12 protein-coding genes are annotated in these 14,562 nt (G+C 74.7%); 7 read left to right on the top strand and 5 right to left on the bottom strand.

Features of this window, described 5'->3' with window-relative positions; genetic code table 11:
• Window positions 1-130: 130 nt before the first annotated feature.
• The 3 genes from ABTY20_RS27500 to ABTY20_RS27490 all read right to left on the bottom strand — a co-directional run bounded on the left by ABTY20_RS27500 (window position 131) and on the right by ABTY20_RS27490 (window position 4,391).
• On the bottom strand, window positions 131-1,912 hold the full coding sequence (locus ABTY20_RS27500; protein WP_351999740.1) for an ABC transporter ATP-binding protein: 1,782 nt from the start codon (window positions 1,910-1,912) through the stop codon (window positions 131-133).
• Complete coding sequence (locus ABTY20_RS27495) at window positions 1,909-3,720, bottom strand: ABC transporter ATP-binding protein (RefSeq protein ID WP_351999739.1); 1,812 nt, start codon at window positions 3,718-3,720, stop codon at window positions 1,909-1,911. Before ABTY20_RS27495 ends, ABTY20_RS27500 begins: the two co-directional genes overlap by 4 nt.
• A gap of 197 nt (window positions 3,721-3,917) precedes the next feature.
• Complete coding sequence (locus tag ABTY20_RS27490) at window positions 3,918-4,391, bottom strand: MarR family winged helix-turn-helix transcriptional regulator (protein ID WP_351999738.1); 474 nt, start codon at window positions 4,389-4,391, stop codon at window positions 3,918-3,920.
• Between the two features lie 114 nt (window positions 4,392-4,505).
• Between ABTY20_RS27490 and ABTY20_RS27485 the strand changes: the two genes are divergently transcribed.
• Together ABTY20_RS27485 and mltG are read left to right on the top strand one after the other, a co-directional pair.
• Complete coding sequence (locus tag ABTY20_RS27485) at window positions 4,506-6,308, top strand: ABC transporter ATP-binding protein (protein WP_351999737.1); 1,803 nt, start codon at window positions 4,506-4,508, stop codon at window positions 6,306-6,308.
• A 43-nt stretch (window positions 6,309-6,351) separates the two neighbouring features.
• On the top strand, window positions 6,352-7,197 hold the full coding sequence (gene mltG / locus ABTY20_RS27480) for an endolytic transglycosylase MltG (protein ID WP_351999736.1): 846 nt from the start codon (window positions 6,352-6,354) through the stop codon (window positions 7,195-7,197).
• Window positions 7,198-7,215: 18 nt separating this feature from the next.
• Here mltG and ABTY20_RS27475 read toward each other — a convergent pair whose 3' ends face one another.
• A complete protein-coding gene (locus tag ABTY20_RS27475) occupies window positions 7,216-8,295 on the bottom strand; it encodes an NAD(P)-binding domain-containing protein (protein WP_351999735.1) in 1,080 nt (359 codons plus the stop codon).
• Window positions 8,296-8,378: 83 nt separating this feature from the next.
• On the opposite strand from ABTY20_RS27475, the gene ABTY20_RS27470 reads away from it, so the two are divergent.
• The 5 genes from ABTY20_RS27470 (at window position 8,379) to ABTY20_RS27445 (ending at window position 12,490) form a co-directional block, all read left to right on the top strand.
• Window positions 8,379-8,816 (top strand): secondary thiamine-phosphate synthase enzyme YjbQ, encoded by a 438-nt coding sequence (locus ABTY20_RS27470; RefSeq protein WP_351999734.1) that lies wholly within the window; start codon window positions 8,379-8,381, stop codon window positions 8,814-8,816.
• A gap of 150 nt (window positions 8,817-8,966) precedes the next feature.
• Window positions 8,967-9,167: a TerD family protein gene (locus ABTY20_RS27465; RefSeq protein WP_351999733.1), complete on the top strand. Its 201-nt coding sequence runs from the start codon at window positions 8,967-8,969 to the stop codon at window positions 9,165-9,167.
• 461 nt (window positions 9,168-9,628) lie between these two features.
• Window positions 9,629-10,006 carry an ArsR/SmtB family transcription factor gene (locus tag ABTY20_RS27455; RefSeq protein ID WP_351999732.1) on the top strand — a complete coding sequence of 126 codons (378 nt, stop codon included), beginning with the start codon at window positions 9,629-9,631 and terminating at the stop codon, window positions 10,004-10,006.
• Window positions 10,003-10,512, top strand: coding sequence for an SRPBCC family protein (locus ABTY20_RS27450; RefSeq protein WP_351999731.1), 510 nt, complete (start codon window positions 10,003-10,005; stop codon window positions 10,510-10,512). Before ABTY20_RS27455 ends, ABTY20_RS27450 begins: the two co-directional genes overlap by 4 nt.
• A 631-nt stretch (window positions 10,513-11,143) precedes the next feature.
• Window positions 11,144-12,490 (top strand): hypothetical protein, encoded by a 1,347-nt coding sequence (locus ABTY20_RS27445; protein WP_351999730.1) that lies wholly within the window; start codon window positions 11,144-11,146, stop codon window positions 12,488-12,490.
• Between the two features lie 364 nt (window positions 12,491-12,854).
• On the opposite strand, the gene ABTY20_RS27440 is transcribed toward ABTY20_RS27445, so the two are convergent.
• Window positions 12,855-14,562 (bottom strand): LuxR C-terminal-related transcriptional regulator (locus ABTY20_RS27440; RefSeq protein ID WP_351999729.1); only part of this gene is annotated, 1,708 nt, incomplete at its 5' end.

Below are 14,562 nucleotides of genomic sequence, written 5' to 3'. Positions count from 1 at the left end.
GCTCCCCGGGCCGGTGCCTGACTCCAGCCTTCCACCGGAGTTCCCCACCGCGCAACGGCACGGCCCCCGGCGGGCGGCGCGCCCGCGGTCCGCGCCCCGTCCCGGCGGGGTCCGCCGGGACGGGGCGGGCTCAGCCGTGCCAGGAGCGCCACAGCGCCGCGTACGCCCCGTCCGCCGCGACCAGGTCGTCGTGGCTGCCCAGTTCGCTGATGCGGCCGTCCTCCACGACGGCTATGACGTCCGCGTCATGGGCGGTGTGCAGCCGGTGGGCGATGGCGACGACGGTCCTGCCGTCCAGGACACGGGCCAGGGAGCGTTCCAGGTGACGCGCCGCGCGCGGATCGAGCAGCGAGGTCGCCTCGTCCAGGACCAGTGTGTGCGGGTCGGCCAGCACCAGCCGGGCCAGCGCGATCTGCTGGGCCTGCGCCGGGGTGAGCGCGACGCCGCCGGAACCGACCTCGGTGTCCAGACCCTCGTCGAGCGCCCGGGCCCAGCCGTCCGCGTCGACCGCCCCGAGCGCCGCCCACAGTTCGGCGTCCTCCGCGTTCGTCCTGGCGAGCCGCAGATTGTCGCGCAGGGAGCCCACGAAGACGTGATGCTCCTGGTTGACCAGTGCCACGTGCTTGCGGACCCGGTCCGCGGTCATCCGCGACAGCTCGGCGTCGCCCAGGGTGACCCGCCCGTCCCGGGGCGCGTAGATCCCGGCGAGGAGGCGGCCCAGGGTGGACTTGCCGGCACCCGAAGGGCCGACCAGCGCCAGCCTGGTCCCGGGGGCGACCTCGAGGGACACCGCGCGCAGCACGTCCACGCCCTCCCGGTAGCCGAAGCGCACCCGGTCCGCGTGCACCCGGCGTCCGTCGGGGGCGAGCGCGGCGTCCCCGGCGTCGGGCTCGATGTCCCGGACCCCGACCAGCCGGGCCAGCGACACCTGCGCCACCTGCAGCTCGTCGTACCACCGCAGGATCAGCCCCACCGGGTCGACCAGCATCTGCGCGATCAGCGCGCCCGTGGTGAGCTGGCCGACACCGATCCAGCCCTGCAGGACGAACACCCCGCCGATCATCAGCACCGAGCCGAGCACGGTGACGTGGGTGACGTTGACGACGGGGAAGAGCACCGACCGCAGCCAGAGCGTGTAGCGCTCCCAGGCCGTCCACTCCCCGACCCGCCGGTCGGTCAGCGCCACACGGCGCGGACCGAGGCGGTGTGCCTCCACGGTCCGCCCCGCGTCCACGGTCTCGGTGAGCGCGGCGGCCACGGCGGCGTACCCGGCCGCCTCGGAGCGGTAGGCGGCCGGCGCCCGCCGGAAGTACCAGCGGCATCCGGCCACCAGCAGGGGCACCGCGACCAGTACGGCCGGCGCCAGTTCGGGCGCCGTGACGACCAGCCCGCCCAGCAGCAGCACCGCCCACACCGTGCCGATGGCCAACTGGGGAACGGCCTCCCGCATCGCGTTGCCGAGCCGGTCGATGTCGGTCGTGATCCGCGACAGCAGATCACCCGTGCCCGCCCGCTCCAGCACGCCCGGCGGCAGGCCGACCGACCGCACCAGGAAGTCCTCGCGCAGATCGGCCAGCATCCGTTCACCGAGCATCGCCCCGCGCAGCCGGACCTGCCGGACGAACACCGCCTGGACCGCCAGCGCGAGGACGAAGATCCCGGCGGTGAGGCCCAGATGCAGCTCCCGCTCCCGGTCCGAGACCCGCTCCACCAGTCCGCCCAGGAGGTACGGGCCGGCCATGGACGCGATCACGGCGACCGTGTTCACGGTGATCAGCAGCAGGAAGGCCCGCCGGTGCCGGCGCAGCAGCTCCGTGACGTAGGCGCGCACCGTCGCGGGCGCCCCCACGGGCAGGGCGTCGGCCGCGGTCGGGGCCGCCGGGTCGTAGGCCGGTGGCGCCACGCCGATCATGCTGTCTCCTCGATCTCTTCCAGCTCCTGCAGTCGGTGCAGCGCCTCGTCCTCGCGCGGGACCCGCGCCCCGGCCCCGTCCTCGGTATCGCGCGTCACCACGGCCCGGTACCGGGGTTCGGCGCGCACCAGTTCGCGGTGGCCGCCGACCGCCGCGACGGTGCCGCCGTGCAGGAACACCACCCGGTCGGCGCGGTCCAGCAGCAGCGGGGAGGAGGTGAACACCACGGTGGTGCGGCCCTCCCGCAGTCCGCGCACGCCCTGGGCGATCCGGGCCTCGGTGTGCGAGTCGACGGCCGAGGTCGGCTCGTCCAGGACCAGCACCTCCGGGTCCGTGACCAGCGACCGCGCCAGCGCGAGCCGCTGACGCTGTCCGCCCGACAGGGACCGCCCGCGTTCGGTGATCCGCGCGTCCATCGGGTCCGCGGCGTCCACCGAGCCCTGCACCAGTGCCGCCAGCACGTCCCCGCACTGCGCGGCGTCCAGCGCGTCGCGCGGATCGACCGCACCGGACGCCGGCACGTCGAGCAGTTCGCGCAGGGTGCCGGAGAGCAGCACCGGGTCCTTGTCCTGCACGAGGACGGCCCGGCGGGCGGAGTCCAGCGGCAGTTCGTCGAGCGGCACCTCGCCGAGCAGCACCGAGGCGCCCGGCTCCGCGGCGTGCCCGCCGAGCCGTTCGGCCAGCCGCCCCGCCGCGTCCGGGTCCCCGCACACCACGGCGGTGAGCCGGCCCGCAGGGGCGAGCAGTCCGGTCGCCGGGTCGTACAGGTCGCCGGCCGGGCTCCCGTCGCCGCGCGATCCCGCGGTGTCCGTGGCCCGCTCCAGCGAGAGCACGCGCGCGGCCCGCTTGGCGGAGGGCCGCGAGAAGGAGTACGCCATCGCGATCTCCTCGACGTGCCGCAGGGGGTAGGTGAGCACCATGACCGAGCTGTAGACGGTGACCAGTTCGCCGACGCCGATCCGGCCCTCGCGGGCGAGACGGACGCCGTACCAGACCACCGTGATCAGCAGGATCCCCGGCAGCAGCACCTGGATCGCGGCGATCAGGGACCACATCCGCGCGCTGCGCACGGCGGCGTGGCGGACCTCCTGGGAGGCGCGGCGGTAGCGGTCGAGGAACAGGTCCTCGCCGCCGATGCCGCGCAGCACGCGCAGCCCGGCGACGGTGTCCGAGGCGAGCTCGGTGGCCCGCCCCGCCTTCTCGCGCTGGACGTCCGCCCGCCGGGTGGCGCGGGGCAGCAGCGGCAGCACCGCGACCGCCAGTACGGGCAGTCCCACGGCGACGACGACACCGAGCGCCGGCTGGTAGACGACCAGGCCGGCGCAGACCAGCACGATGGTGACGGCGGCCGCGGTGAACCGTGACAGCGCCTCCACGAACCAGCCGATCTTCTCGACGTCACCGGTGGAGACGGCCACCACCTCACCGGCGGCGACGCGCCGGGTCAGCGCGGAACCCAGTGCGGCGGCCTTGCGGCCGAGCAGTTGCTGCACCCGGGCGGCGGCGGTGATCCAGTTGGTGACGGCGGCGCGGTGCAGAAAGGTCTCGCCGACCGCGTTGCCCACGCAGACCAGCGCCATCAGACCGCCGGCCAGGGCGAGCCGGCCGCCGGAGCGGTCGACCGCGGCCTGGACGGCGACGCCGACGCAGAACGGCAGCGAGGCGACGGCGGTGAAGTGCAGCAGGCCCCAGGCCAGCGACTTGAGCTGGCCGGACAGTTGGTTCCGGAAGAGCCACCACAGGAGACGGGGGCCCGAGCGCGCGTCGGGCACCCCCGGGTCGGGATACGGAAGGTCTTGGATCTGCATGAGGTCCCAGTGGCTCGGATCAGGGAGGGGCGGCGGGGGAAAGCGGTGGGGAGGGCGCGGGCATGCCTGCCGCCGTCCACGGGCGGCGGCAGCAAACCGTGACAGGTTGACCCCGCCGCGTGCCGGTAGGCAAACGGTTTTCCCCGCCACCGCACGGAACCGGCGGTCCGGAGCGCCGGTACCGCCGCGCCGTCACCTCACACCGGTCGTGCGGACGCCTCGTCGCACCGCGGGGGGACCGCCCCGTCGATCAGGGTGTCCAGCAACGCGCCCAGTGCCTCGCGCTGTTCGTCCCCCAGCGGGGCCAGGATCTCCTCGGCGGCGAGGCGGCGCGCGGCGCGCAGCTCGCGCAGGGCCGCGCGTCCGTCGTCCGTGAGCTCGATCCGGATCACCCGCCGATTGGCCGGATCCGGTGCCCGCCGCACCTTGCCGTTCGCCTCCAGGCCGTCGACCAGTGTGGTGACGGCGCGGGGGACCACCTCCAGGCGCTCGGCCAGATCGGCCATGCGGGGCGGTGAGCCGTAGTGCGCGAGGGTGCGCAGCAGCCGCGACTGGGCGGGGGTGATCCCGAGCCCGCACACCTCCAGATGGCGCTTCTGGATGCGGTGCACCCGGCGGGTCAGCCGAAGCAACTGCTCGGCCAGCAGGCCGTCGGGATCGGGGGCGGTCATACGGGAACGATATCAGGATGCCGTTCATTGTGAGTACAGGTAACAATGAGCTGGGCTCCGCCCGCCCTCGGGCCCACCGCCCGGGCGCCCGTCCCGCCCGTCCCGAAGGAGACCATGCACCCCGACCGCGAATCCGACTGGACCCCGCCCGCCGGCGCCGAGGAGCAGCCCCGGCAGGTACGGCGCGTCCTGAGACTCTTCCGTCCCTACCGGGGCCGCCTCGCGGTCGTCGGCCTGCTCGTCGGCGCCTCCTCGCTGGTCTCGGTCGCCACCCCGTTCCTGCTGAAGGCGATCCTCGACGTCGCCCTCCCCGAGGGCCGCACCGGACTGCTCAGCCTGCTCGCGCTCGGCATGATCCTCGGTGCGGTCCTCACCAGCGTCTTCGGCGTGCTGCAGACCCTGATCTCGACCACCGTCGGCCAGCGCGTGATGCACGACCTGCGCACCGCCGTCTACGGCCGGCTCCAGCGCATGTCGCTCGCCTTCTTCACCCGCACCCGCACCGGCGAGGTCCAGTCCCGCATCGCCAACGACATCGGCGGCATGCAGGCCACCGTGACCTCCACGGCGACCTCCCTGGTCTCCAACCTCACCGGGGTGGTCGCCACCGTCGTCGCGATGCTGGCCCTCGACTGGCGGCTGACCGTGGTCTCCCTGGTGCTGCTGCCGGTGTTCGTCTGGATCAGCCGCCGCGTCGGCGACGAGCGCAAGAAGATCACCACCCGGCGCCAGAAGCAGATGGCCGCGATGGCCGCCACGGTCACCGAGTCGCTCTCGGTCAGCGGCATCCTCCTCGGCCGCACCATGGGCCGCTCCGACTCCCTGACCGGTGCCTTCGCGGACGAGTCCGAGCGCCTGGTCGACCTGGAGGTGCGGTCCAACATGGCCGGCCGCTGGCGCATGGCGGTCATCACGGTCGTCATGGCCGCCATGCCGGCCGTCATCTACTGGACGGCCGGCATCGCCCTGCAGACGGGCGGCCCGGAGGTCTCCGTCGGCACGATCGTCGCGTTCGTCTCGCTCCAGCAGGGCCTGTTCCGTCCCGCCGTGAGCCTGCTGTCCACCGGCGTCCAGATCCAGACCTCGCTCGCGCTCTTCCAGCGCATCTTCGAGTACCTCGACCTCCCGATCGACATCACCGAGCGCGAGGACCCGGTCCACCTCGACCGGGTCAAGGGCGAGGTCCGCTTCGAGGACGTCACCTTCGGCTACGACGACGAGGGCGGCCCCGTCCTCGACGGCATCGACATCACCGTCCCCCCGGGCGGCAGCCTCGCCGTGGTCGGGCCGACCGGCGCCGGCAAGTCCACCCTCGGCCACCTCGTGCCGCGGCTGTACGACGTCACGGGCGGCCGGGTCACCCTCGACGGCGTCGACGTCCGCGACCTCGACTTCGACACGCTGGCCCGCGCGGTGGGCGTCGTCTCCCAGGAGACGTACCTGTTCCACGCCTCGGTCGCGGAGAACCTGCGCTTCGCCAAGCCGGAGGCCACCGACGAGGAACTGCACGCGGCGGCGCGGGCCGCGCAGATCCACGATCACATCGCCGCCCTGCCCGACGGGTACGACACGGTGGTCGGTGAGCGCGGCCACCGGTTCTCCGGCGGCGAGAAGCAGCGCCTGGCGATCGCCCGCACCATCCTGCGCGACCCGCCGGTCCTGGTGCTCGACGAGGCCACCAGCGCCCTGGACACCCGTACCGAGGCCGCCGTCCAGGAAGCCATCGACGCGCTGTCGGCCGACCGCACCACAATCACCATCGCCCACCGGCTGTCCACCGTCCGGGGGGCCGACCAGATCGTGGTCCTCGACTCCGGCCGCGCGGTCGAACGCGGCACGCACGAAGAGCTGCTGGAGCGCGGCGGGCGCTACGCGGCCCTGGTGCGCCGGGACGCCCGACTGGAGCCGACAAAATGAAGATATGCCGGTTTTGCGGGGATATGCGTATTACCGTGCCCGCATGCAGACGAACACTCCGTCACGGAGCACGATCCGACTGACGCGCCGGGGCCGCCTCGCCCTCGCGGCGCTCGGGGCCGTCGTGGCCGGCACCGCCGTGGCGGTGCCGCTGCTGGTCATGGGCGGTGAGGACGAGCCCCGCCCCGCGACCCTGGTGGTCCCGGAGGGCTGGCGGGCGAGCCAGGTGTACGCCGCCGTCGACAAGACCCTCGAACTGCCGGCGGGCACCACGAGGAAGTCCCTCGCCAGGGCGGGACTGAAACTGCCGAACGAGGCCCGGGGCAACCCGGAGGGCTACCTCTTCCCGGCCACGTATCCGCTCCAGGGGCGGACGACCCCGCAGGAACTGCTGGCACGGATGGTCGACACCGCCGACAAGAAGTTCAACGGGGCCCCGATCGCCGCCGGCGCGCAGCGCAACGCGATGAACGTCTACCAGGCGGTCACCGTCGCGAGCATCGTCCAGGCGGAGGCCGCCACCAAGGCCGACATGGGCAAGGTGGCCCGGGTGATCTTCAACCGGCTGGAGCGCGGGATGCCGCTCCAGATGGACTCGACCGTCACCTACGGCCTGGGCCGCAGGACGCCGCGCACGGTGGAGGCCGACACCGAGGTCGACAGCCCCTACAACTCGTACCGGCGCATGGGCCTGCCGCCGACCCCGATCGGCAATCCCGGCGAGGACGCGGTGCGCGCCGCGATCAACCCGGTCCCGGGCGACTGGCTGTACTTCGTCACGGTCGGGCCCGGCGACACCCGCTTCACCGCCGACTACGCGGAACACCAGCGCAACGTCGCCGAGGCCGGCGCCCGGCAGGAGAAGGCGGGCGAGCCGTCGAAGAGGTGAGCGGTCCGCCCCCGGCCGTCACGCGGCGACCGGCTCCTCCTCCGCCAGCAGCCGCCTGACGTCCCGCACCGCCGCGCGTCCCGCCCGGTTGGCGCCGACGGTGCTCGCCGAGGGGCCGTAGCCGACCAGGTGGACCCGCGGGTCGGCGACCGCCCGCGTCCCCTCGACCCGGATCCCGCCGCCCGGCTCCCGCAGCCGCAGCGGCGCGAGGTGCTCGACGGCGGGCCGGAAGCCGGTCGCCCACAGGATGACGTCGGCGGCCACCCGCCGCCCGTCCCCCCACTCCACGCCGTCGGGAGTGATCCGCTCGAACATGGGCTGCCGGTCGAGCACGCCGTCCGCGAGGCCCCGGCGGACCGCGTCGTTGAGCGGCAGCCCCGTCACGGAGACGACACTGCGCGGCGGCAGCCCCCGCCGCACCCGCTCCTCGACGAGCGCCACGGCCGCCCGGCCGGCCCCCTCGTCGAAGGGGCCCTCACGGAAGACCGGCGGCCGCCGGGTCACCCACGTCGTGGCCGCCGCGTACGGCGCGATCTCCAGCAGGTGCTGGGTGCCCGAGGCGCCGCCGCCCACCACGACCACCCGCTGCCCGGCGAACGCCTCAGGGCCGGGGTACCGCGCCGTGTGCACCTGCCGCCCCCGGAAGGTCTCCTGGCCCGGATAGCGCGGCCAGAACGGCCGGTCCCAGGTGCCGGTGGCGTTGATCAGCGCCCGCGTCGACCAGTCGCCGTCCGAGGTCTCCACCAGCAGCCGTCCGCCGGTGCCCTCCCGCACCGCCCGCACGTCCACCGGACGCCGCACCCGCAGGTCGAAGGTCTTCTCGTAGCGGTCGAAGTACTCGCCGATCACCTCGGAGGAGGCCCGCGCCGGATCGGCGTCGCCGAGCTCCATGCCGGGCAGCGCGTGCATCCCGTGCACCTTGCCGTACGTCAGCGAGGGCCACCGGAACTGCCAGGCGCCGCCGGGGCCGGGGGAGTGGTCCAGCACCACGAAGCCGCGGCCCGGCTCGAACCCGGTCCGCCGCAGGTGGTAGGCGCTCGACAGACCGGCCTGCCCGGCGCCTATGACGACTGCCTCGACCTCGCGCACGCTGTTCACGCTCCCACCAACCAGGAGGAGGCCGCGGATCTTCCCGCCGGGGCTCCTCCGGGAAGCCCGGCCCATGGGCCAGGATGGAGGGCATGTCCGATGCCTTCGCCACCCGAGTCCTGACCATCGCCACCGGATCCGCCGAGAGGGTCGTCGACATCACCGGCGACTGCGAGTCCTTCCTGCGGGAGACGGCGGCCGGCCGGGACGGCCTGCTGAACGTCTTCGTGCCGCACGCCACGGCCGGTGTCGCCGTGATCGAGACCGGCGCCGGCAGCGACGACGACCTCCTGTCCGCCCTGCACACCCTGCTGCCCGCCGACGACCGCTGGCAGCACCGCCACGGCAGCCCCGGCCACGGCCGCGACCACGTCCTGCCCGCCTTCGTCCCGCCGCACGCGACCCTCCCGGTGGTGGACGGACGGCTGGAACTGGGCACCTGGCAGTCGGTCTGCCTGGTCGACACGAACGTCGACAACCGCGACCGCCAGGTCCGGCTGTCGTTCCTCGGGGGTGTCGGCGCAGCCTGACCGTTCGGGCCACGTCCGGCCGCGCCATCCGCACGGAGCCGTGGCGCAAGGCCGCACCACGTACTGCGCGCTCCCTCGATTCCTCCGCCGACGCGCGGTCGTGGTGCGGCGGCGATCGACGGCGACGCCACGTTCTCCGACGCCGGCGCGGTGGAGGTCATCGCCACCCGCGGGATCGGCGAGGCCCCGACCGCCCGGGTCGCCCTCGGCGCCGCCACCACCGGGCGCACCATGATCCTCGCCGAGATCCACCGCCGGGGCGACGGGTGGCGGCTGCGCGCGGTCGGGCAGGGACACGACCACGCCCTCGCCGGCCTTGCCCGGTCCCACGGCGTCGACGTCGCCGAATGACGACGCGGCCCAAGGGCGTCACGTCCCCCGACTTCGCGGTCGAGTGAGAGCGCTGAACGCGGTTCGTGGGGGCGTCGTTCCGCCGGTTGAGCTTCCTGGGCCGATCGCCCCCCGAACACCGGAAGCAGCCGGCGCCGACGCTGCCTGCGTGGCGCAGGAGTCCAGCGTGCAGCTCGCCGACCAGGACGGCGCCGGACAGGCCGTTCAACCGGCCGCGCCCGGGGATTCATCGGCTGGAGGAGCTTCTCGCCGAGCGGCCCACCTTCCCGTACGAGCCCGGCCTTCGGGCCGAAGCCGAGCATGCTCCCCACGGCTTGCGGCGGTGGACCGCGCCGCAGCCCGAGCGCGTGACGTCCGGGCGTCGTCGTCAGGCGGATCGCTTCCCTTCTGGGAACCCCGGGGCCGTGGATCCGGGGACCCGAGGACTTGCCTATTGGTAACCCATGGGTTACCAATAGGGGGTGGATCCGTTCATCGCCCTGGCTGACCCCGTGCGCCGCGACCTGCTGCGCGCACTCGCCGTCGGCCCGGCCCGAGTGGTCGACCTCGCGGCACGGCACCCGATCAGCCGGCCCGCGGTGAGCAGACATCTGCGGTTGCTCACCGAGGCAGGGCTGGTCACCGTCGAGGACCACGGTCGCGAGCGCCACTACGCGCTTGCCCGCCCGGGCCTCGCCCCGGTCCGCGCCCTGCTCGACGAGCTTGCCGGGCGCCGCCTCCCGATCCCCGAGAGTGCTTTCGACGCCCTCGACCTGGAGGTTCGCAGAACCGTCCACGACCGTCGGGCCGGCACCGACGCCGCTCCCGACACGGGAAGAATTCAGGAGGAATCCGCATGACCAGCATCCCCACCGGGCGTCGCGTGACCGTCGACGGCGTGGACGGCATCGCCTTCGACCGCACCTTCCGGGCCGGCATCAAGGACGTCTGGGCGGCGGTCACCGAGCCGGACCGTCTGGCCCGGTGGATCGGCGAGTGGACCGGTGACCCGTCGACCGGCTCGGTCGACTTCCGGATGCTCTACGAGGGTGAGGAGCACCAGGCCGAGCTCCTCACCATCCAGGAGTGCCGGGCCCCCCGCCGGCTGGTTCTCACGTCGCAGGTGCCCGGCCAGGAACTCATCTGGCACATGACCCTCACGCTCGTCGAGCACGAGGGCACCACCACGCTCACCTTCACCCAGTCCGTCGGCGACGACCCCGCGACGGCGGGAGGTGTCGGCCCCGGCTGGGACTACTACCTCGATCGGCTCGTCCTCGCCGAGACCGGCGGCGACCCGGCGTCCGTCGACTTCGGCGACTACCATCCGGCCCACGAACAGCACTACCTCGACATGTTCAGCTGAGCCCGACGAGCACGCCGAGTACGAGTGCCGGACTCCTGTCGGTCCGCCTGCGGGCTGACCGGAGGCGCCGTTCCCGAATTCGTCGGAGTGAGCAGCCGGGCGCCGGGGCGTGTATCGAAAGCCGGCCCCCGGCCCCGGTCGCGCTGCTTTCGCGTCCCGACCGGCCGGGAATGGATGCAGCAGCGTGAGCAGGGCGCGCGGCCGGTGCAGCGGGATGATGCGGCCGCAGTCTTCGGTCCCGAACCGCGGGGAGTCCCCTCGCCGCCCCGCGGTGACGACGATCGGCATGGGCTTTTGCCGCTGCTCGACGGCCAGGCGCAGCTTGGTGGTCGGGCCACCGCGCGAGCGCCCGAGGCCATGGTCCAGCCGGGGGCGCGCCGGACGGCTCGGGTTCCCCTGGCCCGGCAGCACCTGACCGGTCACCCCCGGCGCCCGCCCGGCGAACTTCTTGGACGGCGTCGTCCCGTGGACGTCCCCGACCGCCGCCCGCACCGGAGGCCCGCGCGTGCGCAGGCCCCGGGAGCCGTTGTCATCGGGCCTGTTGTCAGTGGCCCGCGGCATGATGCGGGAAAGGTGACGGCCCGTCCGGCAGAGGGGCCGGGGGCCGTCGGCGGCGAAGGGGAGGGGTGCGGTGCGCAGGCCGGTCACGGGGGAAGTGCACGTCCACTACGGCCAGATCTACGTCGAGAGCGATCCGGACGACCCCACCCCGGACCTCTCGGAGGCGTGCGCGGGCCAGAGCGGGGGGCTGTGCGGGGCGGCGGTCCCGGGTGCCCTCTGGCTGAACACCGGACTGCACACGGGCAACGTCGGCTTCACCGTGGAGGTCCACGACGAAGCCCCCGTGCTGGACCCGGTCTGGGAGGACGTGGTGGAGGTGTCCTTCCGCCCGCTGTCGGAGCGCACCGGTCTGGTGCAGTGGGCGGGCGAGGCCGCGTGGGACCTGGGCCTCGCCCGGACCGACTACCGGGTGCGGTACTGCGCCCGGGGGATGGACGAGGGACGGGAGCTCGACACCAGAGTGGCCGGGGAACCGCAGGCGGACAGCTACCTCCTGCAGTTCTGGCCCGCGCCGCCCCGCCCGGACCGGGTGATCCGCCAGACCTCACGGAACGCCGCCTACTGGCACGGCTACGCGCGCGGCCTTCCGCCACCACCCACGCCCGAGCAGCGCGCCGAGACCGAACGCCTGGCCCGCCGGGCGGAGGAACGGGCCGCGGAGGAGCGGCGACTGCACCACGAGAAGTGGCAGTGGGGCGGACGGCTGCCGAGCGAGGGCCTGCGCGGTGTCCGGGGGAGCAACGTCCTCGGCCTGCTCCGCTTCGACAGCGACCTGGTGCACGCCCTCGACGCCGCCGGACCCGGCGTCCAGCGTGCGGTGGCGCTGCTGGCCGCCCGGCGGGCCTGCGAGGCCGCGGGCCTGACCGACGTGCCGTGGGTGACCGAGGCGCTCACCGCGTTGACGCAGGAGCGTCCGCTGCCGCCGCCGTTCGACGACGCGGCCCGGATGTGGGAGATCCTGCGCTCCGACCCGCGCGTACCGGACCGGTCGGTGCGCGAGGCGATACCTCCGCAGCGCCCGCCGTACCGACCACCGGCCCCTCCGGCGGCGACGGCAGGGGTGAAGTGGGTCCCGGCCGCGAAGCCGGGGGACGACGCACCCAGGCGTCCGGGCCTCGGCCGGGCACTGGGCGCGTTCGTGCCGACGGCGCCCGCCGACCGGAGCGCACCACCGGCCGCGGACGTGGGACACGGTGCCGTAGTGGCGGTGCACGCTTCCGGCACCCCGCGCGAACCCTCGCGGATCTCACAGCCGCACTTCGCCCTTCCCGCCGTACTCGCCGCAGCCGAGCCCGCCCCGCTCAAGGCGGCACTGGACGCGGTGTGGCACGCGGTGGGCACGTACGGCGAGCACTACCCGGAGCTGCTGGAGGAGATCAGGTCGGTGTGCGCCGGGAAGGCGGGGGCGGGGGAGTAGGCGGACCTCCCCGCTGGAGTCCTACGCGCGCCCGCCGGCCCGGCACGGACGCGAGGACGAGGCGATCCGGCTGCTGAGCGCCGGCACCGAGGACCCGTCCCTGGCCAGGACTCCGGTCGACATCTGCGGGGACGCGGGCCGGGACGGGGCGATCGCCGCGCTGCTGGCCGCCCGGGCACCGGCCCGGCACCGGTGTGACGCCCCGTGGTGCTGCCGCGGCCTCGGCCCCGACACGGTGATCGGGCCGCTCGTCACGATCCGCGGACGCCGGGGCCGCGTCGACGCACCGCGCGCGTACGCGGCGTCCGAGTGCCCCGGTCACGCCGCTCGGCGCCCGGCCGAGGTGCACACCACGGACGCGCGATCAGTGCGGAGCCTGCCGCAGGGCCCGCGCGAGCTGCTGGCGGGAGTGCACACCGGTCTTCTGGAGCGCCCGCGCGACATGCTGCTCCACGGTGCGCGGGGACAGGTGCAGCGTCGTGGCGATCTCCCGGTTGGACATGCCCGCCGCGGCGAGTTCCGCCACCTCCTCCTCGCGCGGCGACAGCGCGTCGCCGTATCCGGGGCGGCCGGGCGGCCGGCGTTCCGCCACCGGCTGGTGACGGCGCAGCTCGGCGCGGGTGCGGGCGGCGTCCCAGGTCGCGCCGAGGGCGTCGAACACCGCGGCGCAGTCGGCGAGGGCGGCGACGGCGGTCCCGTCGCCCTCCTCCAGGGCGAGGACGCAGCGGGCGGCGCCCGCCGCGGTGAGGGCCGCGTGGTAGGGCCGGGGCAGCGCCCGGTAGGCGGCGGCGCTCCGCCCGTAGTGGGCGACGGCCTCCGCCGTCCTCCCGGTGTGCTCGGCGAGGACCCCGCGCGTCCAGGCGAGGGCCGCGTCCGCCGACGGTGCGTCGCGGCCGTCCAGACCGGCGGCGAACTCCTCCGTCATCGCGTCCGCGATGAGCGTCTCCCCGGCCCGCAGCGTCGCCTCCACCGCCCAGGGGGCCGGCTCGGCGGCCCAGGCCCAGATCCCCTTGGCCCGCAACCGCTTCCACGCGGCGGCGGCCTCGTCCGCCGCGCCGGTGAGGTCGTCGTGGGCGAGGGCGAGCCGGATCAGCGCACCGGACACGGTCGCCGAGATCGGTACCGGCCCGGTGTCCAGGCCGGCCGCGTCGGGTCCGGTCAGACGGTCGAGGGCGTCGGCCCATTCGCCGCGGGCGAGGGCGAGCAGACCGAGGACCATCCGGGCGTCCGAGGCGAGGTAGGGCATGTCGCCGGACTCCTCGACGAAGGCCCGGCACCGCTGTGCGAGCCCGGACCAGCGGCCGGTCGCCCAGTCGAGGACCAGCGCGCAGCCGTGGCCGGTCTGCTCGGCGTACGCGGCACCGCTGCGCGCGGCCAGCTCGACCCCCTCGGCGAGCAGGGCGCGCGACTTCTCGTAGTGGCCGAGCCACACCACCGCGTCCGCCGCGTTGCACAACCCCCGGGAGGTCTGCTGGCGGCAGCCGACGAGATCGCTGTCGCGGGGCAGGCGCTCGATGAGCGGCCAGGCCGCCGGGTCGCCGCCGTTGAGCAGCACACTGACCCGGTTCGCGGCCACGGCCGTCCGCACCACGGGGTCGCCCGACTCCTCGGCGACCGCCACGGCCCGCTCGATCCAGGAGACGTTCTCGGCGAACGACGCGTCCGGTCCGTACGGCATCGCCAGCGCCGACATCGCCCGGGCCAGCGGCGCCGGCTCGCCGGCCAGGTCGTCGACCGCGCGGGCGAGTTCGTCCCGCCCCTCCATGACCTCGCCCACCTGGTTGCACAGCAGCAGCCCGAGGTCCAGACGGATCTCACCGCGCACGGCCGGGGCGAGTCCGGGGTCGGCCACGATGTGCCGGAGGACCTTCAGCGTCTCGTCGGAGCGCAGCCCCACCACGGCGCAGCGGGCCAGCAGCCGGGCCAGCCGGGAGCGGGCCGGCTCGGGCACCGGCCCGGTGGCGAGGGCCGATTCCAGCAGGTCCACCGCGCGCTGCTGCGCGCCGGCCTCCTCGAGCCGCCCGGCCGCGCGCTCGACGGCGTGCAGCCAGCCCCGCGCGTCACCGCAGGCG

Source organism: Streptomyces sp. NPDC126497 (genome assembly GCF_040302425.1).
GTDB lineage: Bacteria > Actinomycetota > Actinomycetes > Streptomycetales > Streptomycetaceae > Streptomyces.
The sequence above is the reverse complement of the archived record's forward strand: the minus strand, read 5'-3'. Positions and strand labels throughout refer to the sequence as shown.

Excerpts from the sequence above, each read along its gene's own strand:
- ABTY20_RS27450 (WP_351999731.1), top strand. The coding sequence starts at position 10,003 with ATGACCAGCATCCCCACCGGGCGTCGCGTGACCGTCGACGGCGTGGAC.
- ABTY20_RS27470 (WP_351999734.1), top strand. The coding sequence starts at position 8,379 with ATGTCCGATGCCTTCGCCACCCGAGTCCTGACCATCGCCACCGGATCC.
- mltG (WP_351999736.1), top strand. The coding sequence starts at position 6,352 with ATGCAGACGAACACTCCGTCACGGAGCACGATCCGACTGACGCGCCGG.
- ABTY20_RS27490 (WP_351999738.1), bottom strand. The coding sequence starts at position 4,391 with ATGACCGCCCCCGATCCCGACGGCCTGCTGGCCGAGCAGTTGCTTCGG.
- ABTY20_RS27500 (WP_351999740.1), bottom strand. The coding sequence starts at position 1,912 with ATGATCGGCGTGGCGCCACCGGCCTACGACCCGGCGGCCCCGACCGCG.
- ABTY20_RS27485 (WP_351999737.1), top strand. The coding sequence starts at position 4,506 with ATGCACCCCGACCGCGAATCCGACTGGACCCCGCCCGCCGGCGCCGAG.
- ABTY20_RS27495 (WP_351999739.1), bottom strand. The coding sequence starts at position 3,720 with ATGCAGATCCAAGACCTTCCGTATCCCGACCCGGGGGTGCCCGACGCG.